The sequence below is a fragment of the Streptomyces sp. NPDC024017 genome (assembly GCF_040638895.1).
In the GTDB taxonomy this organism is placed as follows: domain Bacteria; phylum Actinomycetota; class Actinomycetes; order Streptomycetales; family Streptomycetaceae; genus Streptomyces.
On the sequence record NZ_JBEZYZ010000019.1, the window covers coordinates 15,691 to 42,595 of the forward strand.

A 26,905-nucleotide genomic window follows, 5' to 3' on the forward strand; every position below is an offset into this window, starting at 1 on the left:
TCCTCGTCCGGTCGCAGCCGACTACAGGAGGACGCACATGACCGACCAGACGAAGACCGTGCCCGGGACGGGGCGGACGCGGGAGGTACACGCCGATGTCTGCGTGGTCGGGGCGGGCCCGGCCGGGCTCGCGCTGAGCCTGATGCTGCTGCGCTCCGGGGTCGGGGTGACCCTGCTGGAGCGGTCCACCGGGCTGCGCCGCGACTTCCACGGCGAGATCCTCCAGCCCGGCGGCCAGCGGATCCTCGACGACCTGGGCGTCCTCGATGCGGCCCGGGAGCACGGGGCGTGCGCGCTCGACGGATTCCAGGTGCTCCAGGACGAGCGACTGGTCCTCGACATCGACTACCGGCGCCTGCCGGCGCCGTACGACTGCCTGCTCGCGCTGCCCCAGCGGCACCTGCTGCACGAACTGCTCGCCGCCTGCCGTGCCCACCCCGGCTTCACCCTGCTGGAGGGCTACCGGCTCAGCGGGCTGCTGCGGGACGGCGGCCGGTGCACCGGCGCGGTGGCGCAGCGCGGCGGCGGGCGTACCGCCACCGTGCGGGCCCGGGTCGTCGTCGGCACCGACGGCCGCTACTCCCGCACCCGGATGCTGGCCGGCATCGACGCCGGACGGACCGAGGCCTTCGACCAGGACGTGGTGTGGTTCGCGCTGCCCGCGCCGGGCCGGGCCACCGGGCACGTACGGGTGCACCGCACCGCACGCGGCGCCCTCCTCGTCCACGACACCCACCCCGACCGGCTGCGCGTCGGCTGGACCCTGCCGCACCGCAGCTGGAACCGGGTCGCCGCCCTCGGCATCGACGTGATCCGCGCCGAACTGGCCGCCGCGCTGCCGGGATGCGCCGACCTCTTCCACGACCACCTGCGCTCGCTGACCGACCTGACGCTGCTCGACGTGTTCGCCACGCAGGCCGACCGGTGGGTGGACGACGGGCTGATGCTGGTCGGCGACAGCGCCCACACGCACGGGCCGATCGGCGCCCAGGGCATCAACCTCGCCCTGCAGGACGCCGCGGCCGCCCATCCCGTGCTGCTCGACGCCGTCCGCGCCGGCGACGCGAGCCGGGACCGGCTGCTGCCCTACGAGCAGCGGCGCAGGCCGGTCGCGGCGAGCGTGCACCGGATGCAGCGGGTGCAGGCCAAGGCGCTCCTCGGCCGGGGCGGCCCCGTCACCACCCGGCTGCGCTCCCACGCCGCCGCCCTGGTGACGCGCTCCCGGCTCGGGGAGCGCATCACCCGCAAGGTCGCCCACGGCACCGATCCGGTCGCCGTGCGCACCGACCTCTTCGACGCCGCGCCCGCCGGGCTCAGAACGACAGGTGATCGGGTGTGACCCGCCGCTCCAGGGTCAGCAGGGCGCCGGTGGCGTGGTCGTGCACCAGGACGTCCTCGACCACCGCGCTCGGGCCGATGACCGGCGTGGCGTGCCAGGGGTGGGTGACCGCGACCAGCGTGTAGTAGTGCGTGTGCAGGGTGCCGTCCGGGGCCGGGTCCACGCGCAGCATGTTGAACCAGTGGCGGCGGCGTACCGGCTCGGTGCCGAACTTCCGCTCGTGGGCGGCCCGCAGGCCCGCCGCGATCGCCGCGCGGCCGCGCAGCACCGGAGCGTGCGGCGAGGGCACGAAGACCCCGTCGGGGGTGAACGTCGCGGCGAACTCCTCCGCCCGCAGGTCGTCCAGCAGGACGACCTGACCGGCGTAGAACTGCTGCACCCGCGCGTACAGCACGGCCGGGTCGGTGAGCACGGCCGGGTCGGCGACAGGCGCTTCCATGGCGTAGGCCGTCATGGGGGACCTCCAGGTCTGGTCGGTTGCGCGAACAGGGGCGGGCGTCAGGCCAGATCGTCGCGGGTGACGATGCGGTGGCGGGTGAGCCAGGCGCCGTCGACGCGGACGAGGACGTCCTCCATCACGCACACCCGCAGCACCGTCGAGGGACCGCCGCGCTCGGTGGCGTACACCAGGGCGTAGCAGCGGGTACGCAGCTCCTCGCCGCGCCGGGACCGGATGTCGAGCATGCCTATCCAGTGCCGCAGCCGTCGCCCGTCGCCCTCCTGCTGGGCCTTGTTGCGCCGGACGTTCGCCGCGAGACCGGCGCGGCCCCGCACGGGCTCGGCGAGGGTGGGGACGTCGAAGTGGGCGTCCTGCGTGAAGGTGGCCGCCCAGCCGTCGGCGTCGTGTGCGTCGAAGAGCTGCATCTGGTGCGCGTAGAACTGCTGCACCTGCGCGTACAGGCCGCCGGCCTCCGCCGCCGGCAGGGCGGTCCCGAAGTCCGCGGTGGGTGTGTCGGTGAGCGTGTCGGTGGTCATGGGGCGGGGCCTCTCGTCGTCGTCTGCCCCCACTGTCCGCAGCACAGATCGAGCACTCTTCGAACCTTCCTCAAGCGCTTCGGCAGAACGTGGGTTCCGCAGAGCGGTGCACGCGCCGCCCCCGCCGAGCCCCGGAGGAGAACGAGCCGTGCCCGACTTCACCTACCCCGAGCTTCCGGTGGACGGGCTGCTGCGTACGGCAGCCGAGCGCCACCCGCACCGCCTCGCCCTGCGCACCGCCGACGAGGCCGTGACCTTCGCCGAACTGGCCGCCCGGGCCGACCGGATCGCCGCGTTCGTGCGGCAGGCCACCCACGGCCGGCCCGGCGCCCGGGTCGCCGTCGCCAACGTCCTCGACCCCGCCTTCGCCGCCGCCTACTACGGCGTCATCGGCGCCGGAGCCGCGGTGGTCCTGGTCAATCCGCTGATCGGTGAGGACGGGCTGCGGCACGTGTTCGCCGCGTCCGGCGCCGAGCTGGCGCTCGTCCCGGCGGCGACCGCGGGCCCGCTGGCGAAGATGCGGCGCCTGCTGCCGTCGCTCGGCACCATCGCGGTGACGGACGCCTCGAAGGCGCTGGTGCCCCCCGGCTGCGTGGCGCTGCACACCGTCCTGGAGACGGCGCCGGCCACCTGCGGCCGGCCGCCCGTCGACCTGGACACCGTCGCCTGCGTGCAGTTCACCACGGGCACCACCGGCCTCCCCAAGGGGGTGCGGCTCACCCACCGCAACGTGGTCGCCAACGCCCGGCAGACCGCGCTCGCTCACCGGCTGCAGAGCAACTCGGTCACCGTCAACCACCTGCCGCTGTACCACGTGATGCACCTCAACTCGGCTCTCTGCGCGGGTGCCTGCCAGGTGCTGTGCACCGACCCCGACCCGCTTGTCTCGCTGGCCGTGGCCGCCGGCACCGGCGCCACCCACTACTACGGGCTGCCCGCGCGGCTGCACCGCCTCGCCGCCGACGAACGGCTGCCCGCGACCCCGCTGGATTCCCGGGGCGGCTCCCGGCTCACCGCGGTGCTCTCCGGCGGCTCGGGGCTGCGCCCGGAGGCCGCCACCACCCTGCGCGACCTGCTGCGGGTGCCCGTGATCCAGGGTTACGGCATGGCCGAGCTGTCGCCGCTCACCCACTGCCAGCAGCCCGGCCTGGACCGGCCCGGCGCGGTCGGCGTCCCGGTGCCCGGCACCGAATGCCGCCTCGTCGACCTGACCACCCGCCGCCCGGTCGACGTCTGGTCCACCGGCGAGGTGCAGGTCAAAGGACCGCAGCTGATGGCCGGCTACCTCGGCGAGGACATCAGCGCCCGCACCGACGCGGACGGCTGGTACTCCACCGGCGACATCGGCTACGTCGACGACGACGGCGCCCTGTGGCTGGTGGACCGGGTCGGCGACATCTTCAAGTACGACAACGAGATCGTCTCGCCCAGCCGGATCGAACGGATCCTCGCCACCGACCCGCGGGTCGCCGACTGCCTGGTCGCCGACTGGCCCGACGAGACCCACGGCGGCCTCGTCTGGGCGGGCGTCGTGCTGCGCGACACCCCCGGCGACGTCCACGACGTCCACGACGTGCTCGACGTCCTCGACTCAATCGCCGCCCGTGCCAACGAGCACCTCGCGCCCTTCGAACGGATCCGTCTGACGGAGGCCCTCGACGCCGTGCCGCGCACCCCCACCGGCAAACCCGCCCGGCGCCTGGTGCGCCGTCGGCTCAAGCAGCAGGCCACCTGCTGACCTCACCGATCCCGCCCGTCCCGGGCCCACGTTCCTCAGGAGCAGACCATGGTGACCTTCGTCAACAAGCTGACCGTGCACGGCGACATCGACACCTTCCTCGCCGTCAAGGACCAGCTCACCTCCTACATGTCCGCCCAGCCCGGATACGTCAGCCACCTGACGCTGCGCCACGCCGGCGAGCCCAACGTCTTCCTCGAACTCGCCGTGTGGAAGGACGCCGGCGCCCACCGCAAGGCCGTGCGCAGCGAGGCGTTCCAGTCCCTGGTCAAGGGCCTGGGCCCGCTGGCCACGCCCGAGCCGGGCCTGTACGAGATCGTCGAGGAGAGCGTGTGATGCCCGACCTCGACCGGCCGCGGGCGATCGTCGTCGGCGCGGGCCCCGTCGGCCTGACCGCCGCGCACGAACTCGCCCGCAGGGGCGTGCGGGTACGGCTGGTCGACGCCGCACCCGGGCCCGCGCCGACCAGCCGGGCCGTGGCCGTGCACCCGCGCACCCTGGAGACGTTCGCGCAGATGGGCGTCGTCGACGACCTGCTCACGCGCGGGCGGCGCAACCGCGCCTTCACCATGTACTCCGGCGGTCGCCGCCTGGTGCGGCTGGAGGCCGACTACGCGACGATGCCGACCTCCTACCCGTACACGCTGATCGTCCCGCAGACCGAGACCGAGGCCGTGCTGCGTGAGGCCGTGGCCCGTCTCGGCGTCGGCATCGAGTGGGGCGTGCGGCTGACCGGGTTCGAGCAGGACGAGGACGGAGTGAGCGTCCACCTGAGCCGGGCCGACGGCACCCGGGAAAGCGTCCGGACCTCGTGGCTGGTCGGCTGCGACGGCGGCCACAGCACCGTGCGCAAACTGCTCGGCCTGGAGCTGGTCGGCGAGTCCAGCGAGACGTGGATGCTCGCCGACGCGCCGGTCGAGACCGACCTGCCGCCCGACACCATCTACTGGACCCACACCGGCGGGCACGCCCTGATGATGGTGCCCTACGCCCGCGACGGGCACTGGCGGCTGCTGGACACCGCGCCCGTGCCGGAGGGCGGCACCGCGCGGCTCGGGGCGAAGCTGTCCAAGGGGCTCGGCTGCGAGATCCGGGTCGGCGAGCCGGAGTGGACGTCCGTGTTCACCTTCCAGCAGCGGATGGTGGAGCGGATGCACGACGGCCGCGTCTTCGTGGCGGGGGACGCCGCCCACGTGCACAGCCCCGCCTCCGGGCAGGGCATGAACACCGGTGTGCAGGAGGCGTACAACCTCGCCTGGAAGCTCGCCCAGGTCGACCGGGGCCACGCCGGACGGGCCCTGCTCGACACCTACAGCGAGGAGCGGGTGCCGATCGGCGAGGCCCTGCTGGGCTCCACCCGCACCGCGACCTTCCTCGTGCAGCTGAAGAACCTGTTCGCGTCGGCCGCGCTGCCCGTCGTCTTCGGCGTCGTGCGCTCCGTGCCCGCGCTGCGCCGGGCCATCCAGCGCAAGGTCCTCGGCGGCATGTCCGGCCTGCGCATCGGGTACGCCGGCTCCTGTCTGACCACCGAAGCGGAGCGCCTGCACCTCGAGGGCACGGGCAACGCGGCGACGTCCGCGACCGTCCCGGCCCCCGCGCCCGCCCCCGGCCGGCGGGTCACGGAGGCCCGGGTGCACCACCGTTCCTCGCCGGGCTGCCGGTCCCTGCACGACGAACTGCGCGACCCGCGCTGGTCGCTGCTGTGCGCCGCGGGCGGCACCGGAGCGGACGACGGGCCCGTCGGCGTGGCCCTGACGGCCGCCGTCCAGTACGGCGAATGGCTGTCCGTGCGGACGGTGACCGGCACCCGCACCGACGGGCCCGCCCCGCTCGCCGACCCCGACGCCCGGCTGCGGTCCGCGCTCGGCCTCGCCCCGGGTTCCTGGCTGCTGGTGCGCCCCGACGGCTACGTCGCCGCGCGCGGGGACCGGCTCACCCGGGCCGCGCTGGACCGGGCCCTGGCCCCGCTCGGGCTCGACGCCCCGCTCGCCGGGGAGGCCGTGCGGGAACCGGGCGCCGCCCTGCCTCCCCTCCCCGTCCCTCCCCCGAAGGAGTACTGATCGTGACCGACAACCAGCCCTGCGCCCTGGTGACGGGCGGGACCAGCGGGATCGGCCTGGCGGTGGCCCGCGAGCTGGGCCGCGCCGGCCGCCGCGTCTTCCTGTGCGCGCGGGACGAGCAGCAGGTCAAGCAGACGGTCGAGGACCTGCGCGAGGAGGGCCTCACCGTCGACGGCATCGCGGCCGACGTCCGCGACCGGGAGGCGGTGGTCCGCCTGGTCGCCGCCGCCGTCGAGACGTACGGCCCCGTCGGCGTCCTGGTCAACAACGCCGGGCGCAGCGGCGGCGGGGTGACCGCCGAGCTGAGCGACGAGCTGTGGGACGACGTCATCGACACCAACCTCAACAGCGTCTTCCGCGTCACCCGGGAGGTGCTGAAGAACGGCGGTCTCGCCGGGGCCCCGGGCGGCCGGATCATCAACATCGCGTCCACCGCGGGCAAGCAGGGCGTCCTGCTCGGCGCCCCCTACAGCGCCTCCAAGCACGGCGTCGTCGGCTTCACCAAGGCCCTCGGCCGGGAACTCGCCCCGACCGGCGTCACCGTCAACGCCGTCTGCCCCGGCTACGTCGAGACGCCGATGGCGCAGCGCGTCCGCCAGGGGTACGCCGCCGCCTGGGACACCACCGAGGACCACGTGCAGGAGCAGTTCGAGGCCAAGATCCCCCTTGGCCGCTACTCCACCCCCGAGGAGGTCGCCGCCCTCGTCGGCTACCTCGCCTCCCCGCCCGCCGCCTCCGTCACGGCCCAGGCCCTCAATGTCTGCGGCGGACTGGGCAACTTCTGATCCCGCCTCATCCCCTGCCGAAGCACACAGAGAACACGAAGAGAAGAGGTACCGAAGGTGTCGGCTGAGCAGATGCACCGCACCTCGCACTCGGCCGAGGTGGACGCCCCCGCCGGTGTCGTCTACGGGCTGATCGCGGACGCGCGGCAGTGGCCGTTGTTCTTCCCGGAGAACGTGCACGTGGAGCGGCTGGAGTTCGACGGCACCGCCGAGCGGCTGCGGATGTGGGCGACGGCCGACGGCCGGGTCAGGTCGTGGATCTCCGAGCGGGCCCTGGACCCCGGGACGCGGTGCGTGGAGTTCCGGCAGACCCATCCGCAGCTCCCGGTGACGGCGATGCGCGGGCTGTGGATCGTCGAGGAACGGCCGGACCAGTCCAGCCTGCTGACGCTGCGGCACGACTACACCGTGCACGGCGCCGACGACGCGGCCTGGGTGGAGCAGGTCCTCGCCGTCAACGCCAAGGCGCAGATGGCGAGCCTTCGGTCGCTCGCCGAGCGGTGGCGGCTCTTCGACGACCTGGTGCTGTCCTTCGAGGACGCCGTGCGCATCCAGGCGCCGGCCGAGCACGTCTACGACTTCCTCCACCGGGTCGACCAGTGGCCGGCGCTGGTGCCGCACGTGGCACGGCTGGACCTGACGGAGGACGTCCCCGGGGTGCAGCTCATGGCGATGGACACCCGGACCGCGGACGGGGCCGTGCACACCACCGAGTCGGTGCGCATCTGCTTCCCGCACGCCGGGCGCATCGTCTACAAGCAGACCGCGACGCCCGTTCTGATGGAGGCGCACACGGGGGAGTGGAACATCCTTCCCGACGCGGAGGGGGTGACGGCCGTCGCGCAGCACAGCGTCGTGCTGCGGGAGGAGGCCGTGGAGCGGGTGCTGGGACCGGGCGCGGACCTCGCGCAGGCCCGCCGCTACGTGCGCGAGGCCCTCGGGCGCAACTCCACCGCCACCCTCCGGCTGGCCGGGGAGTACGCGGAGCGCCTGGCCCGGCAGGGGTGAAAGGAGCCGGACCCGACCTGAGCTGCCGCGCCCCCGCCCGGGGACGCGGCAGCTCTTTCGTCGCCCGGCCCGCGGCCGCAGGGACGGTCGGGGACCGCTCGGGGAAGCGTCGCCCTCCACCGGAGCGCCGCCGGAGAACCGGTCGAGAAAAAACCGACGATGCGGTCTGTTCTGCGGCTTCGCCGGAGCGGCGGACGCTCCCGCCCCGGATTCCTGGACGGGACGTCGAGCGCCGCTCCAGCGCACCGCGAGCCGCCGCCGTCAGCGTCGGGACCAGGAGGTACGGACCGGCACGAAGGAGCTGACCACCACCGCCATGACCACCATCGCCGAGACCGCACACACCACCGGCGCCGGGCGCTGGGAGGCGGACGCGCTGGCGCGCGCCGCACGGCTGGAGGGCCTGCTCGGCGACCCGTACGACCCCGCCAACCCGCACGGCCTGCGCGCCCTGTTCGCCGCCGACGACGCGCGCACGCCGCCCGCCGCCACCGAGGCACTGCTCGCCGAGACCGGCCTCGGCGCGGAGTTCGTGCCCGCCGAGTACGGCGGCCGGCTCACCCGCGCCGACCTGCTCGCCCGCGCCCTGCGCCCCGTCTTCCGACGCGACACCGCCCTCGGCTTCGGGTACGGCATCACCTCGCTGTTCGCCACCGGCGCGGTCTGGGCCGCCGGCACCGACCGGCAGCGCCGGGACCTCGCCGGGCTGCTGCTCGGCGGTGGCCGGGCGACGATCCTGCACCACGAACTCGCCCACGCCAACGCCATCCTGCGGGACGAGTTCACCGCCCGCCCGGCGCCCGGCGGCGGACACCGGCTCCACGGCCGCAAGGACGTGATCATCAACGCGGCGCGTGCCGGCGCCCAGGTCGTCTACGCCCGTACCGACCCCGCGCGCGGGCCGCGCAGCCACTCCGTCTTCCTCCTCGACCCCGCCGACGCCGCCCCCGGCACCATGCGGCACCTGCCGCGGACCGAGACCTCCGGGATGCGCGGGGCGCTGTTCTCCGGGCTGGAGTTCGACGGCCGTCCGCTGCCCGAGGACGCGCTCGTGGGCCGGCCCGGCGAGGGCGTCGCGCTCGCCCTGCGCACCTTCCAGGTCAACCGCAGCGTGATCTGCGGGGTCGTCACCGCGGCCGCCGACACCGTCCTGCACTCCGCTGTCCGGGCCGCGACCACCGGACGCAGCGGCCCGGTCGCCCGCCGCTGGCGCGCCCCGCTCACCGGGGTCTTCGCCGACTTGCTGGCCTGCGACAGCATGGCCACCGTCGCCCTGCGCGCACTGGGCCTGATGCCCGACCGGGCCCATGTGCCGGCCGCCGCCGTCAAGTACGTGGTGCCCGACCTGCTGCGGGAGAACCTGGAAGAGCTCGCCACCGTGCTGGGCGCCCGCGGCTACGACCACGGCAGCCCGGAGTACGGCGCCCTGAACAAGCTCGTGCGGGACCTGCCGGTCGCCGGGCTCGGCCACGCCGGCACAGCCGCCTGCCAGGCCGTGATCGTGCCGCAGCTGCGCACCCTCGCCGAGAGCGCCTGGTTCGCCGAGGACGAGCCGCCGCCCGAGCTGTTCCGCAGGGGCGCCGAACTCCCCCCGCTCGACTACCGGCTGCTGGGCATCGCCGGCGGCGGCGACTTCATGGCTGCCTCGCTCATCGGGTCGGCCGACCGGCTCGCTCCCGCCCGGGGCGTCGGCGGCCAGATCACCGCGCTCGCGGAGCTGGCCGAGGCGTTCGTCGCCGAACTGCGCGCGCTGCGCGAGACCTGCCGGCTGCTGCCGCCGTACGGCGTCTCCGCGCTCGGCGATCCCGCGGTGTGCGTGCTCAGCGACCGCTACAGCCTGATCGCCGCCGCCGCCGCGGTCCTCGGCGTCTGGGAGGGCCAGGACGGCTCCGACCCGTTCCTCGCCGACGCCGCGTGGGCGGTGCTGGCGCTGTCCAGGATCGGCGAGCGGCTCGGCATCCCGGTGCCCGCGCTGCCCGACGGCTGCGTCTCCCGCGTGCTGGACGAACTGATCCGCCGGTACCGGGCCGGCCTGAGCTGCGACCTGGACGCGACGCCGCTCGCCCGGTAGGGGCCGCACACCGAACAGGCAGGGGAGTGAGGGGACATGACGAACACGCGGGCCGGGGCGGCCCTGGCGTGCGTACCGTACGACGCCGGCCGCATCGGCGAGCCGGTCCACGTCAGCGGCCCGCAGGGGCCCTGGCACCGGGTGCGCGAGGACATGCGGACGCGGGGCAACGCCGTCGTCTGCACCACCTGGGGCGAATGGCTCACCAGCGCCGTCACCGACGCCTCGCTGCGCCAACTGCTCGGCCGGGACTGGACGCGCTACCGGCGCACCGCCGACCCCGTCGTGCGCTTCCGGTTCGTGGCGTCGCGCATGGCCACCAAGTTCACGGCCGCGGCGGCGCTCGGCACCGAGGCCGCCGAACTGGACCTGGCGTACAAGATCGGGGGACGGCCCTATCTGCGCGGGCTCGACCAGATCGACATCAGCCTCACCCACACCGACGACCTCATCGCCGTCGGCGTGAGCCGCAACGGGCGGATCGGCGTGGACGCCGAACCCGCCGGGCGGCGGATGCAGTTCGACCTGATGCAGACGCAGGTGTGCACGCCCGCCGAACGCGCCGACCTGCAACGGCTGCCGGAGGCCGAGCGGTCGGCCGGGCTGCTGCGGCTGTGGACGCTGAAGGAGGCGTACACCAAGGCCCTCGGGCAGGGGCTGCGGCTCGGCTTCTCCGAGTTCGGGTTCGACGCCGACGGCGCCGGGCTGCTGGCCCCGGACGGCACGCCCGCCGCCCGCGGCGAGTGGGCCTTCAGCACGCACCGGGTGCTCGGCCGCTACCTGATCAGTGTCGCCTGCCACGACGCCGGCCTGGACACCTCCGAGGACACGGCGCCGCGCACCATGCTCGACGAAGGCTTCATGGGTGCCGTCGCCGGCCTTCTCGCGGACCCCTCCGGCCGCTGAGCCCCGCCCGGGCTCGCACGCCGGCGGAGACGGCGTCCAGGACCGGTCGAGGGGCCGCGGCCCGGGCCCGGGCGCGCACTAGGGTGCCCGGGACGGTTCGGACCCCGCAGCGAGGAGGCCGTCGTGGCAGAGCCGGGTTTCCCGACGCGGGCACCCGTGCGGCGCACCGCCCTGCAGGTGCTGCCCGGAGGCGCACCCCACCGGCCCGCCCGCACGGACACCGGCCCGGTCCGCGTGTACGTGCTCGGCAGCGACCCGCTGGCCCGGGCCGGCATCGGCGTCCTCCTCGACGGCCGGCCCGCCCTGCGCGTGGTGGGCGACGGCGACGGCGCGGACCTCGACTCCGCGCGCCCGGACGTCGTGCTGTGTCACGGCACGGTGCCGGACGGCCCCGCCGCCCGCGGCTGCCCGCTGCTGGTCGTGGGCGGCACCGGCACGGCCCGTGACGGGGCCCGCGGCCACCTGCCCGCCACCGTCACCGCCGACCAGCTGGCCTCCGCGGTCGTGCTCGCCGCCGCCGGGTACAGCGTCGTACCGCAGCGGCGGCCCCGCCGCGAACCGGTGCGCGCCGTCTCCGACGCCGACCCGGCGACGCTCACCGAACGGGAACGGCAGGTGCTCGCGATGGTCGCGCGCGGGCTGTCCAACGCGGAGATCGCCGAGACGCTGACGCTGTCCGAGCACACCGTCAAGACGCACGTGCAGAACCTGCTGGGCAAACTGCGCCTGCGCAACCGCGTCCACGCGGTGATCTACGCCTTCGAGACGGGCCTGACCGCGCCCTGACCCGGCGGGGGCGTTTGAGGAGGGTTCGAAGGAGGCTCGATCCGCGCCGCGAAGACTGGCCGTACCTCACTTTCCGAGGACACGGACGGACGCGGAGGCCGAGAGCCATGACCGTCGAGCTGATGGACACCGCCACACTGCCCGGCCGGGAGTTCGCCGCCCTGTACGCGCAGGCGCAGCAGTTCTACACCCGCCAGATGCGGCTCCTCGACACGCACGACACCGAGCGCTGGGCGGGCACCTTCACCGAGGACGCCGTCCTCGAACTGCCCTCCCGGCCCGGCCCGGTGCCGGCCCGCGCCCAGCTCGCCCGCTACGTGCGCGCCGGGGCGGAACGCCAGCGGCGGGCCGGCGGCCGCCTGGACCACTGGGTCGGCAAGCTCGACGTGCGGCCCCGGGCCGACGGGTCGCTGCACACCCGCTGCTCGGCCCTGGCGTACGTCACCGCGCGCGACGGCGGTTCCCGGGTGCTGTCCGTGTGCGTCATGGAGGACGTCCTGGTCCGCACCGGCGGCGAGTGGCGCATCGCGCACCGCCGGGTGAGCCGCGACGACCTGGCCTGAACGGCCGTGCCGGCCTTGCCGCCCGAGGGCGGACCGGACGGATCGAGCGGCACGTCAGGGCCGTGTCAGGGGTTTGTGGAGGGCGGCGCGCATGCTGGTGCCAGCGCCTTCCGAGGAAGAGGAGGGGGCTTCGCCGGCGCGCGCCCCGGACTGCCGATGACCACCAGCCGCTTCGCACGTCTGCCACAGGGCGAGCCGATCGCCGTCGTCGTGGACCTCGGCCGCGGCCCGCTGCCCGTACTGGAGCTGCACGGGCCGGTCGAGACCGCCCGCGTCGAGGCCGCCCTCGACAGCATCGCCGCACGCCACCCGGACGCGCCCGCCTGGACCGCCGACCTCGTGAGCCGGGGGCCCGGCCGGCACACCCTGCGCCTGGTCGACGAGGCGGACGGCGAACGGGCCGAGTTCCCCCTCGGCGCACTCGCCGACCTGCTCACCCACCGAGGCCGCGGGCCCTTCGCCACCCGTCAGGTGGCCGCGACGCCGCTGCAGCGCGAACTCCTCGCCGGCGCCGACGCCCACCCCGGCCCGGGCCGCCAGGTCGAACAGGCCTCCTGGGACTGGTACGGGCCCCTCGACGTGGCCCGCTTCACGGCCGCCTGGCGGTCGGTGTCGGCCCACGAGTCCGTGCTGCGCACCGCCTTCGACGACCGGGCCGAACCGGGCCTGGTCGTCCACGAGGAGGCCGAGCCGGAGGTCGTACGGCTGCCGCACGGCAGCGCCGAGTGGGCGTCCGTCGTCGAGGCCGACCGGCGCCGCGGCATCGACCCGCGCCGCCCGGCCCCGCTGCGCGTCACCCTGCTCGGCGGCGGGCCGGCCCCGGACGCCGGGGCGCCGCCCGCCCGGGTGCTGATCACCTACCACCACGCGCTGCTCGACAGCTGGTCCGTGCGGCTCCTGGTGCACGCGTTCTACCGGGCCTACCTCGCCGGCGGGCGACTGCCGGGCGGGGAACGACGGCCCGACATGGGCGACTACGCCGCCTGGCTCGCCGCCCAGGACACCACGGCCGCCGAGGACTTCTTCAGCCGCGCCGACACCGGCGACGCGGTGTCCGTACCGCCGCTGTTCGCGGGCACCGGACACCGCGCCGAGGGCCGCTCCCGGCTGCGCCTGACCGAGGAGGAGACCGCGCGGCTCACTCACTGGGCCGCCGTCTGGGGCGGCAGCGAGTCCACCGCCCTGCAGGCCGTGTGGGCGCTGCTGCTGTACCGCGCCGGCCGGGCCGAAGGGCCCTCGCGGGTGCGCTTCGCCACCACGGCCACGGGCCGCGGCATCCTCTTCGAAGGGGTGGAGCGGACCCCCGGGGCGCTGGCCGGGCCGCTGCCGCGGTCCGTGCTCGTCGACCCGGACGCCACGGTGCCCCGGCTCATCGCCGCCCTGCGCGACCGCTGCCTGGACCAGGCCGCCCACGAATGGGTGACGGCGGGCCAGGTCCAGGCCTGGTCCCGCCGTCCGCACCCGCCCGCCGACACCCTGCTCACCTTCGAGGCGCCGCCGCGCGCCCTGACCGGGCTGGAGGCCGAACTCGCCGCCTGTGGCATCGCGGTGGAGCCGCCGCAGACCCTCGGTGCCTGCACCGCCTTTCCGGTCACGCTGATCGCCCACCACGACGTGGCGGGCCGCCTCACGCTCACCGCCTCCCACGACCAGGCGCGGCTGGCGGAGATCACCGACCTGCTCGCGCACGCCGCGCTGCTGCTGCGCGAACTCCCGCGCGGCGCCGGGCCGGACACCACCGTCGGCGAGGTCCTCGCCCTGCTGTCCGGCCTGGGCACCGCCGCCGCGTCCGCGCCGACCGGTCCCGGGGAGACCGGCGCCCCGCCGACCGTGCTGCGCCGGCCCGCCCGCGCGGACGCCGGCACCGTCGGCCTGCTGCAGGCGCCGGGCGTCTCCCGCGCCTTCTACGACCGGCTCGCCGCCGCCTACCCGGGCCCGGAGGAACTCCTTCTGCTCGACGCCGTCCCCGTGGGCGGACCCCGGGTCGAGGCCGCGGCACGCGCCGTGTACGACGTGCTCGGCTCCCGGCTGCGGCCGGGCGGCGGGCCGTCCCTCGCCGCGTTCTCCGGCGACGGCGTCGCCGCGTGCGCCGTGGCCCGGCTCGCCGCGGCGGACGGTCACCGGGCGCTCGCCGTCGTCCTGGACGCGGCCGGCACCGAACCCGACGACCTGGCCCGCACGCTCGCGTCGGCCGTCGCCCGCCGCTCCTGACCCGCACCCGTCGCACCCCGCACCCATCGCACCCCGACCACGAGCACCAGGGAAGTACCGGAACCGAGCACAGCCGGACGCCGAGGAGGCAGCCATGCCGGACCCCGAAACGCACACGGCGGCACACCCGGGCACCAAGGACGAGTTCGCCTCCCGGGCGAGAGCGGAGGCGCTGGCGATGACCGGCCAGGACACCGGCCAGGCCCACCGCCCGGCGGGCGAACTGGTGGCCGCCGCGCTGAAGGCGCACCGCACGCTGGTGCGGGGGCTCGGACGGAGCGTGCCGCTGACGGCCCTCGGGCCGGACGCCGGCGTGCGCGGCCTCACCGCGTTCCTCGCGGTGTACGCCGCCCGGCACCCGGCGCCCGGGGACGGCCCGTCAGAACAGGCCGGTGAACGCGGCGAAGACGTCGTCGAGTTCGTGAGTGTGCACGGTCAGCGCCTCGGGCGTGAGGGCCGCCGCGTCGAGGACCGCGAGGACGCCCCGCAGGGTCTCCGCACCGGCGTCGCCGGGGATCTCCAAGGTGAGCGTCTCCGGATCGCTGCGCGCCTCACCGAGGCCCGGGCCTGACCCGGCGACGAAGGCGGCACCGGCCCGTTCGAGGTCGAGCGCGTCGGCGAACCGCATGCGGATGAGAGCGTCGGGCGGAGCGTTCACGGGAGACTCCTTCGGTCGGGGGCACGGCCGGGGGCCGGGCCGGGGGATGGCCGGAGCCCCGGCGCTGCGGTCACAGCACCGGGGCCCCCGCACCGCGGTGTCGCCCGCCTCACGCGACCGAGGACGCTTCCTCCAGGGGCCGGCTGCGCCCCAGTTCCCGCTCGGCGCGCCGCAGCACGATCGAGTCGGCGATCTCCCCGCTGCGCACCGCGATGTTCGACAGCAGCGCCGACGACAGGCCGTGGGTGTGCTCGGTCCCGCCCTGCAGATAGACACCGCAGGCCAGTCCCGAGGAGGGGACGAGGCGGTAGTCGCGCTCCACCCGGTGCCTGCCGGTCGCGTCGCGCAGGAAGTGCCGGTCGAAGTCGCCGAGCAGGTGGGCCGGGTCCAGGCCGTCGTAGCCGCTGGCGAACACCAGCGCGTCGACGGCGAGTTCCTCCGTCCGCTCGTCGAGCACCGAGCGCAGCGTCACCTGCGTCTCGTTCTCGACGCGCTTGACCTCCGACACCCGGGTGAGGTTGCGGAAGTGCAGCCGCTGGACGCCGCGCACCTGCTCGTCGTACACCCGCTGGTACAGGGCCCGGATGACGTCGGCGTCGACCACCGAGTAGTTGGTGTTGCGGTGGTAGCGCCAGAACGCGTCCCGCCCCTGCTCGGTGCCGAAGTAGTACTCGTCCACCGCGCCGGGGTCGAAGACCTGGTTGGCGAAGGGGGTGTCGTCGGCGACGGAGTAGCCGTACGACGGGATGACCGCGCTGACCTCGGCGTGCGGCAGCGAGTCGTAGAGGAACCGGGTGATCTCGGCCGCGCTCTGGCCGGCGCCGACCACCGCCACGCTCCGCAGGTCCGCCGGGTCCTGCTCGCGGAACCTGCCGAGGAACTCCGAGCTGTGCCAGACCCGGTCGTCGGCCGTCACGCCCTCCGGCAGGCGCGGCACCAGGCCCGTGGAGACGACCACGTTGCGCGCGGTGACCGTGCTGGTCGCGCCGTCGCCGGTGCGCACCTCGATCTCCAGCAGCTCGGGCGTTCCCGAGCCGTCGGCGACGGGCCGGATCGAGGTGACCTCGGTGCCGTAGGTGACCCGGTCGCGGAATGCGGTGGCCGCCCACTCCAGGTACTGGTGGAATTCCTGGCGGGTCGGGAAGAAGTCCTGGTTGTTCACGAACTGCACGAGCCGGTTCTGGGCGTGCAGATAGGAGACGAAGCTGAACCGGGACATCGGGTTCCGGAAGGTCGCCAGGTCCTTGAGGAACGAAATCTGCATCGTCGTCGACGGCAGCAGCATGTTCCGATGCCAGCCGAATGTGGACTGGCGCTCGAAGAAATGGGATCTGACCGGCTGTTGCGGAGCGATCGCCCCATGCTCCTCCAGGGCGATCGCGAGCGACAGGTTGGACGGGCCGAACCCGATGCCGACCAGGTCGTAGATCTCTTGGTCACGCCTACCCGTTATGCCCATAGAAAACTCTCCCGATTGCGTCTGGAAAACTCGGCCGGTGGCCCGAGAGATCGTTCTGCAGTGTCACCCGGAGAGCATCTCAAAGGCAACTAGAAGATGGCCTGAAGAACGTTCGAGAGCTTCTCCGGAGGTGCTTGGCATTCGAAAGCGTTGTCCTGCCGGCGGGACATGGATATGGTCGGCGCGGATTCTCGAAATCGTACGGAAGAAGCCTTTACGAAAGGGGCTCCGGATGTTCGTTCCCGACTTCTACCGCGAACCGGGCAGCTCGTGGATGGTGGACCTGCTCCGTGAAAATCCGCTGGCGCTCGCCGTGTCCAACGGCACCTTTGAGGACGGTCCCTTCGCCACGCACCTGCCCGTCATCTTCGACCCCGAGACATCGGGCGCCTGGTCCGGCGACCTGCCGGGTGCCACGCTGCTGGGGCACATGAACCGGGCCAACCCGCACTGGGCGGCGCTGGAGAGCGGCTCAGTCCTGCTGCTGACCTTCACCGGCCCGCACTCCTATGTCTCGCCCACGGTGTACGGGACGACCCCGGCGGCCCCGACCTGGAACTTCACCGCGGTGCACGTCCGCGGCGTGGTGGAGAAGATCGAGTCGATCGAGGAGACGCTGGGCGTGGTGCAGGACACCGTGCGCGCCTTCGAGGGAATGTTCGGCGACGGCTGGGACATGACCGAGTCGCTCGGCTACTTCCGCAAGATCGCGCCCGCCGTGGGGGCCTTCCGGTTCACGGTGACCGGGGCCGAGGGCATGTACAAGCTCAGCCAGGAGCAGCCGGGCGAGGTGCGCGAGCGGGTGCGGGAGTCGTTCGGGCAGAGCGGATGCACGTACAAGCGCCAGACCGCCGAGCTGATGAGCCGGCTGCCGTGACGCGCCGCGGGCGCCGGGCGCCCGGCGCTCACGCGCCGACGGCCACGGGCCGGGTCCGCCCGGCGAGCCCCTCGGCGGCGGCGCCCGTGGCCGGCGCGGGCAGGACCTTGAGGCCCGCCGGCCCGGGAAGCTCCGCGCGCTCCTCGCGAGGGCCGAGGTCCTGAAGCGCGCTCGCGGCGGCGCTGTCCAGCGTGGCCGTCACCCACTGCTCGAAGTCGACGCCGAGCTGCTCCGCGGCTCTGTGCCACTGCTGAAGACGGCTGCCGCGCACCTCCAGGCGGCCGATCGGCTCGGCGGGCGCGCACGGCTGCTGCGCGCCGCGGCGCTCGGCGCGGACGGCACCGCGCAGCTGCTTGGTGGTCCACTGCCCCTGCTCGGCGCGGTCCAGCCACCGGTCCTGCTCCTCGACCGTCATGGAGGCCAGCTCGGCGTGGTGCTGGAAGCTCAGCGCGGCCCGGCGCCTGCTGAGGTCGAAACGCCGGGAGACCCAGGCGTAGTTGCGCAGGGTCTGGTACGACAGGCCGGCGGCGCGGATGCCGCGCTGGTACCGGTCGGTGTAGTGGTCCTTGCCGTAGACGAGCCAGTCGCCCAGCCACCAGGACGACGAGTCGAGGACGTCGGCGAGCTGCCGTCCCGCCCGTTCCCACTCCTCGTAGGCCATCCGGGCCGGCATCTGCAGGCCCACCTTGGTCGTCAGCACCTGGCCCCGGCGCGGCCCGGCCACCGCGGTACGCGGCTGCCGGGGCGGGAGAGCCGTTGCCGAGCCGCCGTGCGGCTGTGCGGTCTGACCGGCCTGACGCGCCATCATGCCTCCAGGAGAAAGGTGCACTCGACTGGCCAGAATTCTCGCCCGGCGGGCTGGAGCGGCACTCGAACGGTTGCACGCCGAACGTCTCTGTGGCATGGCGGGCCCCTACGGGCCGTCCCCCGGCCGGCCACCGGCCCCGGAACGCTGTCCCGTCGGCGGGACGCAGACGCGCCGAGCACGGCCCGGGCGTGCGGGACCGTGCTCGGCGCGCAGCGGCGTCCGGCCGGTTTCAAGCCGTCGTCAGCGCCTCCTCGAGGGTCTCGGACAGCGCGGCCCGGAAGCCGTCGACGAAGGTGTCCACCTCGCCGTCGGTCACGGTCAGCGGCGGGGCGAGCCGGATGACGTCCGGCGCCACCGCGTTCACCAGCAGGCCCCGGTCCTGCGCCGCCCGCTGCACCCGCGCCGCCACCTCGCCGTCGAGCACGACGCCCAGCAGCAGACCGGCGCCGCGGATCTCGCGCACCAACGGGTGGTCCGGCGCCCGCAGACCCCGCCGCAGCCGCTCGCCCGCGCGGGTCACGGCGTCGAGGAGACCCTCCTCCTCGACGGTGTCCAGGACGGCCAGGGCCGCCGCGCACACCACGGGGTTGCCGCTGAAGGTGGAGCCGTGCGTGCCGGGCGTGAGCAGCGTCGCCGCCGTGCCGAAGGCGAGCGTCGCGCCGATCGGCAGGCCGCCGCCCAGGCCCTTGGCGAGGGTGACGACATCCGCCTCGACGCCCTCGGCCTCGGCCGCGAACCAGCGCCCCGTGCGCCCGATGCCGGTCTGGATCTCGTCCAGCACGAGCAGGGTGCCGGTCGCCGCGGTGATCTCGCGGGCGGCCCGCAGATAGCCGGGCGGCGGCACGATCACGCCGTTCTCCCCCTGGACGGGCTCCAGCACCACCAGCGCGGTGCGCTCGGTGACGGCGGCACGCAGCGCCCCGGCGTCGCCGTACGGCACGTGCGTGACGTCGCCCGGCAGCGGCCGGAAGGGCTGCTGCTTGGCGGACTGGCCGGTGAGGGCCAGGGCGCCCATGGTGCGGCCGTGGAAGCCGCCGGTGGCCGCGACCATGTGCGGGCGTCCGGTCAGCCGGCCGATCTTGAAGGCGGCCTCGTTGGCCTCGGCGCCCGAGTTGGAGAAGTACACCCGCCCCTCGCGCCCGGCCAGCCGCAGCAGGCGTTCGGCCAGGCGCACGGTCGGTTCGGCGAGGAACAGGTTCGACACGTGCCCGAGCGAGGCGATCTGCTCACCGACGGCCCGGACGACCGCGGGGTGCGCGTGGCCGAGCGCGTTGACCGCGATGCCGCCGACGAAGTCGAGGTACGCGACGCCCTCCGCGTCCCACACCCGGGTGCCCTGTCCGCGCACCAGCGGCAGCCGGGGGGTGCCGAAGTTGTCCATCAGGGCGCCCTGCCAGCGGCGGGTCAGCGCCGCGTTGGCCCCGGCGGGGTCCGCGCCGCCGCTCATGCCGTCGCCCTCTCGGCACCGGCACCGGCGCCGATGCCGGCGTCGGCGTCCGGCACGACGACCGTGCCGGTGCCCTCGTCGGTGAACAGCTGCAGCAGCAGCGAGTGCTTGACCCGGCCGTCGACGACGCGGGCGCTGTGCACCCCGTTGTTCACGGCGTGCAGGCAGCCCTCCATCTTCGGGACCATCCCGGAGGCCAGGCCGGGCAGCAGCTTGGCCAGTTCGCCGGCGGTCAGGCGGGGGATCACCTCGTCGCTGTGCGGCCAGTTCCGGTACAGGCCCTCGACGTCGGTCAGGATCAGCAGCATCTCGGCGCCGAGCGCGGCGGCGACGGCCGCGGCGGCGGTGTCGGCGTTGACGTTGAACACCCCGCCCTCGGCGGCGTCCTTGTCGTCCTCGGGCCGGGCGATGGAGGAGATGACGGGGATGCGCCCGTTGTCGATGAGGTCCCGCACGATCCCGGCGTCGACCCGGGTGACCTCGCCGACGCGGCCGATGTCGACGGGCGTGCCGTCCTTGTGCGCGTAGCGCTTGACGGCGGTCATCAGGCGGGCGTCCTCGCCCGTGAGGCCCACCGCGTGCGCACCGTGCACGTTGAGCAGCCCGACCAGTTCGCGCTGCACCTGCCCGGCGAGCACCATGCGGACGACGTCCATGGCCTCGTCGGTGGTGACCCGCAGCCCGTTCTCGAACCGGGACTCCAGGCCCAGGCGGTCGAGCTGCGCGTTGATCTGCGGGCCGCCGCCGTGCACCACGACCGGATGCAGCCCCGCGTGCCGCAGATACAGCACGTCCATGGCGAAGGCCGTCTTCAGGTCGTCGTCGACCATGGCGTTGCCGCCGAACTTGATGACGACCGTCTTGCCGTGGTGGCGCGCCATCCAGGGCAGCGCCCCGACGAAGGAGTGGACCGGCGAGGGAGACGGTGAGGCGCTCATGAGGAGTACTCGCTGTTCTCGTGGACGTAGTCGGCGGTGAGGTCGTTGGTCCAGATGACGGCGGAGTCCGTGCCGGCGGCGAGGTCCACGGTGATGCGGACCGCGCGGCCCGACATGTCGACCAGCGCGCGGTCCTCGCCGACGCCGCCGTTCTTGCAGACCCACACGTCGTTGATGGCGACGCTCAGCCGGTCCGGATCGAAGGCGGCGGAGGTGGTGCCGACGGCGGACAGGACGCGGCCCCAGTTGGGGTCCTCACCGTGCACGGCGCACTTGAGGAGGTTGTTGCGGGCGACGGAGCGGCCCGCCTCGACGGCGTCGTCCTCGCCGGCGGCGCCCACGACCTCGATGCGGATCTCCTTGCTCGCGCCCTCGGCGTCGCCGACGAGCTGAGCGGCCAGATCGGCGCACACGCTCCGCACGGCCTGCGCGAACACCTCGTACCCCGGGGTGGTTCCGGAGGCGCCGGACGCCAGCAGCAGCACGGTGTCGTTGGTGGACATGCAGCCGTCGGAGTCGACCCGGTCGAAGGTGACCCGGGTGGCCTCCCGCAGCGCCCGGTCCAGCGCCTCGGACTCCACGTCGGCGTCGGTGGTGATCACCACCAGCATGGTGGCCAGGCCCGGGGCGAGCATCCCGGCGCCCTTGGCCATGCCGCCCACCGTCCAGCCGTCCCGGGTGACGGCGGCCGTCTTGTGCACGGTGTCGGTGGTCATGACGGCGCAGGCCGCGTCCTCGCCCCCCGACACCGACAGCCGGAGCACGGCCTCGTCGATGCCGGGCAGCAGCCGGTCCATGGGCAGCGGTACGCCGATGAGGCCGGTGGAGCAGACCGCCACGTCGGCGGCGTCCAGCCCGAGGCGCTCGGCGGCCCGTTCGGCGGTGGCGCACGTGTCCTGGAAGCCCTGCGGTCCCGTGCAGGCGTTGGCGCCGCCGGAGTTGAGCACGACCGCGCGCAGCGAGCCGTCCGCGAGGACCTGCCGCGACCACTGGACGGGCGCGGCCTGCACCCGGTTGGAGGTGAACACGCCCGCCGCCGCGCGGCGCGGGCCGGTGTTGACGACGAGGGCCAGGTCCCGGTCGCCGTTCTGCTTGATGCCGGCGGCGAGGCCCGCCGCCGTGAAGCCTCGTGCTGCTGTGACGCTCACGGTGCGACTCCGATCGTCGAGAGCCCCAGGTGCTCGGGGAGGCCCAGGGCGATGTTCATGCTCTGCACGGCCCCGCCCGCGGTGCCCTTGGTGAGGTTGTCGATGGCGCTGATCGCGATGATCCGCCCGAGAGCCGGGTCGAGAGCCACCTGGATCTGCGCGGTGTTCGATCCGTACACGGCCGCGGTGCTCGGCCACTGCCCCTCGGGCAGCAGCCGCGCGAACGGCTCGTCGGCCAGCGCCTTCTCGTACGCGGCCCGCACGTCGTCCGCACCGACCCCGGGCCGCGCCGCGGCGGAGCAGGTGGCGAGGATGCCGCGCGGCATGGGAGCCAGGGTCGGCGTGAAGGAGACGGCGACCCGGCGGCCCGCCACGGCGCCGAGGTGCTGCGCCATCTCGGGTGTGTGCCGGTGGCCGCCGCCCACGCCGTACGGCCGCATGGAGCCCATGACCTCGCTGCCCAGCAGGTCCGCCTTCGGCGTCTTCCCGGCGCCGGACGTGCCGGACGCCGCGACGACCACCGCCTCGGGCTCGGCCAGCCTGCCCGCGTACGCCGGGAACAGCGCCAGCAGCACCGCGGTCGGGTAGCAGCCCGGCACCGCGACGCGCCGGGAGCCGGCCAGCGCGGCGCGGGCGCCGGGCAGTTCGGGCAGGCCGTAGGGCCAGGTGCCCGCGTGCGGGGTGCCGTAGAAGGTCTCCCAGTCGGCCGCGTCCGCCAGACGGAAGTCCGCGCCGCAGTCGATGACGAGGGTCTCGTCGCCGAGTTGCTCCGCGACCGCCGCCGACCGGCCGTGCGGCAGGGCCAGGAAGACCACGTCGTGCCCGGCGAGGGCGTCGGCGGTGGTGGGCAGCACCTCCCGCCCGGCCAGCGGGGCCAGGTGCGGCTGCAGCGTGCCGAGCCGCCGGCCCGCGCTGGACTGGCCGGTCAGCGCACCGATCTCCACGCCGGGATGGGCCAGAAGCAGGCGCAGGAGCTCGCCTCCCGCATAGCCGCTGGCTCCGGCGACGGCTGCTCGCACTGTCATGAGACCTCCTGGGGGACAGGCATCGTTCTCACACGTCGTGAGGGTGGTGTCGCGGCGTCAGCCGGACGTCGTGTCGCAGAACTCGGCGTTCAGGGTGGGCAGGAGCTGGGAGACCTCCCAGTCGCCGTTGTAGTTGAACGTGAACTGGTGGCGGCCGTCCTCGGTGGTGGCGACGAACGTGAGTGAGCCGACGGTGCCTCCGTCGTGGTACCAGAGGGCCTTGCCGCAGCTCATCTCGAGCCGCTCGATGCCGAGCCCGTAGGACGAGATCGGCAGGTCGGGGTTGACGACGGTCGTCTTCAGTTCCGCGAGCTGCCGCGGCGCCAGCAGCTTGCCGCGCATCAGCGCCTGGTAGAAGCGGTTCAGGTCGCCGGTGCTGGAGATGATGTCGCCGTCGCCCCAGACCTGGGAGCCGTGGAACTCGGTGACGTCGTCGATCCGGTCCGGCTGCGTGTCGAAGAAGAGCTTGGAGTACCCGCGCCCGCTCGGCCGGGGCAGGCCGGTGCTCGCGCCGGGGTGGGACGTCGCCCGCAGCCCCAGCGGTTCGATGATGCGCTTGCGCACCTCGTTCTCGTACGAGGTGCCGCCGGCCTTCTCCACGATCAGCGCGGCCAGGAGGTCGTTGGTGTGGGAGAAGGCGTGCCGGGCGCCGGGCGCGAACTGCGGCGGGTGGGAGAGGGCCACCTCCAGGCGTGGCCCGGGCGTCAGGGTGTCGTAGCGGTGCTTCAGGAAGCCGTCGCCCAGGACGTACTTCTGGTAGTAGGCCGGCTCGGCGAGGTAGTCGAACAGGCCGCTGGTGTGGTTGAGGAGCTGCCGTACGGTGATCGCGCGCCCGTCGTTGCCGTTGCCCGTGACCACGCCGGGCAGGTGGCGCTCGACGGTGTCGTCCAGCGACAGCTTCTTCTCCGCCGCCATCTGCAGCAGGACCGTCGCCACGAAGGTGTTGGTGATGCTGCCGACGCGGAACCGGTCGCCCGCGCCGCGCGCCGCGCCCGTGCGCAGGTCGCCCACGCCCACCGCCGTCCGCCAGACCCCGTCGGCGTCCCGCGCCTCGGCGGCGACACCGGGGACCCCGGCCTCGACGGCCGCCTCGATGGCCTGCCGGGTCGCCTCGTGGCCGGCCGCCGGGGCTCCCGCGTCCTGCGCCGCCCCGGCGGGGCCCGTCAGGGCCGTGGCCGTGATCAGGACGGCTGCCAGACCGGCCAGGCCGGCTCTCGGCCTCATCCGTATCGTCATTTCCCCGCTCCCCGTTGCTGTGCATGGTCTGTCATTGGCTGACGCCGTAACTGTGCGGTCCGTCGGCGGCACCGTAGGCCGCCCGTGTCGGGCGCGGGTGGACGTACGCTCGGGCGCACGTGGGGCCGGCGGGCGCCGCCCTGCGCGACGTGCCCTATCCGGCGCCGACCCGCTCCACCGGCGAGCTGCCCGCGGTCAGCTCGGCGAAGCGGTGCAACAGGTGGTGCTGCTCCAGCTGGAGCTGTTCGATGCGGCGGTGCAGGCGGGTGATCTCCTCGTACAGGGGCAGCATCTCGGCGACGGCCGCCGGGCCGGCCGCCGCGTCCGCCGCCACGGGTGGCCCGCCGGCCGGAACGGGCCGCGTCGACGCGGTGAGGGACGGGTCGTGGCGCAGGATCGCCTGCCGCAGGCCGCGCAGCGCGGGGCCCGGCTCGACGCCGAGTTCGCGCACCATGCGGCCGCGCGCCCGCTCGTACACGCCCAGTGCCTCCGCCTGCCGGCCGCAGCGGTAGAAGGCGACCATCAACAGGTCGTAGAACCGCTCCCGCAGGGGGTGATCGGTGGTCAGCTCCACCAGCTCACCGGTGATCTCACCGTGGCGCCCGGTGCGCAGACAGGCGTCGTACATCGACTCCAGGGCCACCAGACGGTGTTCCTCCAGCTGGGCCGCCCGGCCCGCGCAGATGTCGCCGAGCACGCCGCCCTCCAGGGCCGGGCCGCGCCACAGCGACAGCGCCCGGCGCAGCAGCTCGCCGGCCCGCCCCGGGTCCTGGTGCAGCAGCCGGCGGCCCTGGTCGGCCAGGTGCTGGAAGCGCGCGGCGTCCGTGTCGACGCCGGTGCGCCCGAGGGCGTAGCCGCGCGCGGTGGTCACCAGCCACGAGTGCTCCGCGGGCGCGGCGGAGCCCCGGCCGGCGGGGCCGGACAGCAGGCGGCGCAGCCGGGCCACGTGGACGTGCAGCGCGTTGGCGGCGTCGGCGGGCGGTTGTTCGCCCCACAGTTCGTCGATGAGCCGGTGCGCCGAGACGTGCTGCCCGGCCATCACCACCAGCGTGGCCAGCAGCGCGCGCTGCTTGGCACCCGTGGGCAGGATCCGCAGGCCCGTCTGCTCGTCCCAGACGTCCACGACACCGAGGATGCGGAACTGCATGCTTTCCTCCCACGTCGGCCAGGGGGTCAGGCGGACCGCGCCGCGCCCGCCGCGTCGAGGGCCGTGGTCGCGTCCCGTTCGATCTGCCGCAGCAGCGGCCCGGGGTCGTCCTGGAAGTGGAAGTGGCCGCCGTCGAAGACCCGCAGGCCCAGGAAGCGCTCGGTGTGCTCCGCCCAGCCGGTCATCCGCGGCGGCGGGGCGGAGTGGTCCTCGCGGCCCGCGTACGCGGACAGCGCCACGGGCAGCGGAGCGGCGCCGGGCACCGGGCGCCAGGTGTCCACCAGCCGCAGGTCGGCCCGGATGATCGGGTCGAACAGCGCCCACAGCTCGGGGTCGGCGAAGATCGCGTCGGGCGTGCCGCCGAGCAGTCGCAGGCGCGTGCGCAGTTCCTCGTCGGACGGCTCGCGGTAGGCGGCGACCGGCCGTTCGGGCTGCGGCGCCGTACGCGCGGAGAGGCCGAGCCACACCGGCAGCGGCAGGCCCCGGTCGACGATCCGCCGGGTCATCTCGTACGTCACGAGGGCGCCCATGCTGTGCCCGAACAGGGCGTAGGGGCCCGTCAGATGGGGCTCGATGCCGCGCAGCAGGTGGTCGGCGAGAGCGCCGGCGTCCGGGATCTGCGGCTGGTCGAGCAGCAGGCCGTGGCCCGGGGCATCGAGCAGCCGCACGTCCCAGGTGTCCGGGAGAGCGGCCGGCCAGGTGCGGTACAGCAGGTGCGAACCCCCCGCGTGGTGCATGACGAACAGGCGCAGGGCGGGTCGGGTGCTGTCCATCGCTCTCCCTCGGCTCGGGCCACGCGTCCTCGCACCCTAGGGCGCGGGGCGCGGCCGGCGGGGCGCGGGCACCGGGCGTCCCCGACCGCGGCTGCGGCGGTTCTCGAGCGGTCCTCCGGCGGCGCGGCGCGGACCTGCGGCGGCGCACCCGGGACGCCGCGCCGCCTCCAGCGGATGTCGAGCGGATCTCGAACCGGCCCCGCCACGGTGAGCGGGTCGGCAACCGGCAAGACGGGACGCCAAGCCCGTACGACGGTCGCGGCCCCGCCCACAAGGCCCCGGGCCACGCGCCACCGCTCGAACCGGGGCGGGCCCGCGCGTACGGGCTGAGCGGCTGCCCCGCGTTCCCATCCCGGAACGCGGGGCAGCCGCTGTCGTCTTCCGGCCGCCTGCGCGGGCCGCCCGTGTGGGAAAAGGGCGGCATGCTGGCACAGGAGCCCGGCGAAGTACAGGCGATCCGGGCGGCTGCGGCCCCGGTCGGACGGCCTGTCGCCGAGGGCCCGTCCGGCCTTGAAGCGCCGATGGCCGAGTCCCTACGGTGACGTGGCAACGCCGGGGCCGCCCCCGATGTCCGATGTCCCGTCGACCGGACAGCCGAGTGTCCCGTCGACCGGACACGCCGGCCGGCGGCCCCCTGCCCGGTGCCGTCCCGCACCGGTCCGGCGACATCCCATCCCGAGTCACACCATGACGGTTAAGGACGGTGCCCAGGTGAGCACGAACCCCTTCGACGACGAGAACGGCCGCTTCAACGTCGTGGTCAACGACGAGGAGCAGCACTCCCTGTGGCCGGCGTTCGCCGAGGTGCCCGCCGGCTGGCGGGTCGTCTTCGGCGAGGCGGCCAGGTCCGAGTGCCTGGAGTACGTCGAGCAGAACTGGACCGACCTGCGCCCCAAGAGCCTGCGGGAGGCCATGGCGGCGGACTGACGCCGCGGCGCGGGCCCGCA

25 protein-coding genes are annotated in these 26,905 nt (G+C 74.5%); 14 read left to right on the plus strand and 11 right to left on the minus strand.

From position 1 onward, the window contains the following. Positions 1-37: 37 nt before the first annotated feature. Positions 38-1,339: an FAD-dependent monooxygenase gene (locus AB0G20_RS36285; RefSeq protein WP_361310260.1), complete on the plus strand. Its 1,302-nt coding sequence runs from the start codon at positions 38-40 to the stop codon at positions 1,337-1,339. Here the strand turns inward: AB0G20_RS36285 and AB0G20_RS36290 are convergent. Together AB0G20_RS36290 and AB0G20_RS36295 are read right to left on the minus strand one after the other, a co-directional pair. After that, complete coding sequence (locus AB0G20_RS36290) at positions 1,314-1,793, minus strand: nuclear transport factor 2 family protein (RefSeq protein ID WP_361310263.1); 480 nt, start codon at positions 1,791-1,793, stop codon at positions 1,314-1,316. The genes AB0G20_RS36285 and AB0G20_RS36290 overlap by 26 nt on opposite strands. Before the next feature lie 44 nt (positions 1,794-1,837). Then, a complete protein-coding gene (locus tag AB0G20_RS36295; RefSeq protein ID WP_361310265.1) occupies positions 1,838-2,314 on the minus strand; it encodes a nuclear transport factor 2 family protein in 477 nt (158 codons plus the stop codon). 148 nt (positions 2,315-2,462) lie between these two features. On the opposite strand from AB0G20_RS36295, the gene AB0G20_RS36300 reads away from it, so the two are divergent. From AB0G20_RS36300 to AB0G20_RS36350, 11 genes are all read left to right on the plus strand, one after another. Further along, a complete protein-coding gene (locus AB0G20_RS36300; protein ID WP_361310267.1) occupies positions 2,463-4,052 on the plus strand; it encodes an AMP-binding protein in 1,590 nt (529 codons plus the stop codon). A 48-nt stretch (positions 4,053-4,100) separates the two neighbouring features. Then, complete coding sequence (locus tag AB0G20_RS36305; RefSeq protein ID WP_361310270.1) at positions 4,101-4,388, plus strand: antibiotic biosynthesis monooxygenase family protein; 288 nt, start codon at positions 4,101-4,103, stop codon at positions 4,386-4,388. Beyond that, a complete protein-coding gene (locus AB0G20_RS36310) occupies positions 4,388-6,112 on the plus strand; it encodes an FAD-dependent oxidoreductase (RefSeq protein ID WP_361310273.1) in 1,725 nt (574 codons plus the stop codon). The genes AB0G20_RS36305 and AB0G20_RS36310 overlap by 1 nt, the downstream gene beginning before the upstream one ends. After that, the gene (fabG, locus tag AB0G20_RS36315) at positions 6,112-6,897 is read left to right on the plus strand and encodes a 3-oxoacyl-ACP reductase FabG (protein ID WP_361310388.1); all 786 of its coding nucleotides are present in this window, start codon (positions 6,112-6,114) and stop codon (positions 6,895-6,897) included. Before AB0G20_RS36310 ends, fabG begins: the two co-directional genes overlap by 1 nt. A gap of 57 nt (positions 6,898-6,954) precedes the next feature. Continuing rightward, positions 6,955-7,905: an aromatase/cyclase gene (locus AB0G20_RS36320; RefSeq protein WP_361310275.1), complete on the plus strand. Its 951-nt coding sequence runs from the start codon at positions 6,955-6,957 to the stop codon at positions 7,903-7,905. Positions 7,906-8,221: 316 nt separating this feature from the next. Then, positions 8,222-9,976: an acyl-CoA dehydrogenase family protein gene (locus AB0G20_RS36325; protein ID WP_361310278.1), complete on the plus strand. Its 1,755-nt coding sequence runs from the start codon at positions 8,222-8,224 to the stop codon at positions 9,974-9,976. A gap of 36 nt (positions 9,977-10,012) precedes the next feature. Next, positions 10,013-10,882, plus strand: coding sequence for a 4'-phosphopantetheinyl transferase superfamily protein (locus tag AB0G20_RS36330; RefSeq protein ID WP_361310280.1), 870 nt, complete (start codon positions 10,013-10,015; stop codon positions 10,880-10,882). Between the two features lie 123 nt (positions 10,883-11,005). Then, positions 11,006-11,668 (plus strand): response regulator transcription factor, encoded by a 663-nt coding sequence (locus AB0G20_RS36335; RefSeq protein ID WP_361310282.1) that lies wholly within the window; start codon positions 11,006-11,008, stop codon positions 11,666-11,668. Between the two features lie 107 nt (positions 11,669-11,775). Then, on the plus strand, positions 11,776-12,231 hold the full coding sequence (locus AB0G20_RS36340) for a nuclear transport factor 2 family protein (RefSeq protein WP_361310285.1): 456 nt from the start codon (positions 11,776-11,778) through the stop codon (positions 12,229-12,231). A gap of 156 nt (positions 12,232-12,387) precedes the next feature. Next, positions 12,388-14,442, plus strand: coding sequence for a condensation domain-containing protein (locus AB0G20_RS36345; protein ID WP_361310288.1), 2,055 nt, complete (start codon positions 12,388-12,390; stop codon positions 14,440-14,442). A gap of 94 nt (positions 14,443-14,536) precedes the next feature. Then, positions 14,537-15,013 carry a hypothetical protein gene (locus AB0G20_RS36350; protein WP_361310291.1) on the plus strand — a complete coding sequence of 159 codons (477 nt, stop codon included), beginning with the start codon at positions 14,537-14,539 and terminating at the stop codon, positions 15,011-15,013. Positions 15,014-15,209: 196 nt separating this feature from the next. Here AB0G20_RS36350 and AB0G20_RS36355 read toward each other — a convergent pair whose 3' ends face one another. Beyond that, the gene (locus AB0G20_RS36355) at positions 15,210-16,559 is read right to left on the minus strand and encodes a lysine N(6)-hydroxylase/L-ornithine N(5)-oxygenase family protein (protein WP_361310294.1); all 1,350 of its coding nucleotides are present in this window, start codon (positions 16,557-16,559) and stop codon (positions 15,210-15,212) included. Between the two features lie 232 nt (positions 16,560-16,791). On the opposite strand from AB0G20_RS36355, the gene AB0G20_RS36360 reads away from it, so the two are divergent. Then, on the plus strand, positions 16,792-17,436 hold the full coding sequence (locus AB0G20_RS36360; RefSeq protein WP_361310297.1) for an FMN-binding negative transcriptional regulator: 645 nt from the start codon (positions 16,792-16,794) through the stop codon (positions 17,434-17,436). Between the two features lie 28 nt (positions 17,437-17,464). Here the strand turns inward: AB0G20_RS36360 and AB0G20_RS36365 are convergent, their stop codons facing one another. The 8 genes from AB0G20_RS36365 to AB0G20_RS36400 form a co-directional block, all read right to left on the minus strand. After that, positions 17,465-18,244, minus strand: coding sequence for an LmbU family transcriptional regulator (locus AB0G20_RS36365; RefSeq protein WP_361310300.1), 780 nt, complete (start codon positions 18,242-18,244; stop codon positions 17,465-17,467). Positions 18,245-18,473: 229 nt separating this feature from the next. Beyond that, entirely contained in the window at positions 18,474-19,691 is a 1,218-nt protein-coding gene (locus AB0G20_RS36370; RefSeq protein ID WP_361310303.1) for an acetylornithine transaminase, read from the minus strand. After that, positions 19,688-20,629 carry an acetylglutamate kinase gene (gene argB, locus AB0G20_RS36375; protein ID WP_361310306.1) on the minus strand — a complete coding sequence of 314 codons (942 nt, stop codon included), beginning with the start codon at positions 20,627-20,629 and terminating at the stop codon, positions 19,688-19,690. The genes AB0G20_RS36370 and argB overlap by 4 nt, the downstream gene beginning before the upstream one ends. Further along, positions 20,626-21,777 (minus strand): bifunctional glutamate N-acetyltransferase/amino-acid acetyltransferase ArgJ, encoded by a 1,152-nt coding sequence (gene argJ / locus AB0G20_RS36380; RefSeq protein WP_361310309.1) that lies wholly within the window; start codon positions 21,775-21,777, stop codon positions 20,626-20,628. The genes argB and argJ overlap by 4 nt, the downstream gene beginning before the upstream one ends. After that, a complete protein-coding gene (argC, locus tag AB0G20_RS36385; protein ID WP_361310311.1) occupies positions 21,774-22,802 on the minus strand; it encodes an N-acetyl-gamma-glutamyl-phosphate reductase in 1,029 nt (342 codons plus the stop codon). Before argC ends, argJ begins: the two co-directional genes overlap by 4 nt. A 57-nt stretch (positions 22,803-22,859) precedes the next feature. Further along, the gene (locus AB0G20_RS36390; protein ID WP_361310313.1) at positions 22,860-24,038 is read right to left on the minus strand and encodes a serine hydrolase domain-containing protein; all 1,179 of its coding nucleotides are present in this window, start codon (positions 24,036-24,038) and stop codon (positions 22,860-22,862) included. A 154-nt stretch (positions 24,039-24,192) separates the two neighbouring features. After that, positions 24,193-25,185 carry an AfsR/SARP family transcriptional regulator gene (locus tag AB0G20_RS36395; RefSeq protein ID WP_361310316.1) on the minus strand — a complete coding sequence of 331 codons (993 nt, stop codon included), beginning with the start codon at positions 25,183-25,185 and terminating at the stop codon, positions 24,193-24,195. 26 nt (positions 25,186-25,211) lie between these two features. After that, on the minus strand, positions 25,212-25,958 hold the full coding sequence (locus AB0G20_RS36400; protein ID WP_361310319.1) for an alpha/beta fold hydrolase: 747 nt from the start codon (positions 25,956-25,958) through the stop codon (positions 25,212-25,214). A gap of 687 nt (positions 25,959-26,645) precedes the next feature. Here AB0G20_RS36400 and AB0G20_RS36405 point away from each other — a divergent pair. Continuing rightward, the gene (locus AB0G20_RS36405) at positions 26,646-26,885 is read left to right on the plus strand and encodes an MbtH family protein (protein WP_361310321.1); all 240 of its coding nucleotides are present in this window, start codon (positions 26,646-26,648) and stop codon (positions 26,883-26,885) included. Positions 26,886-26,905 lie beyond the last annotated feature (20 nt).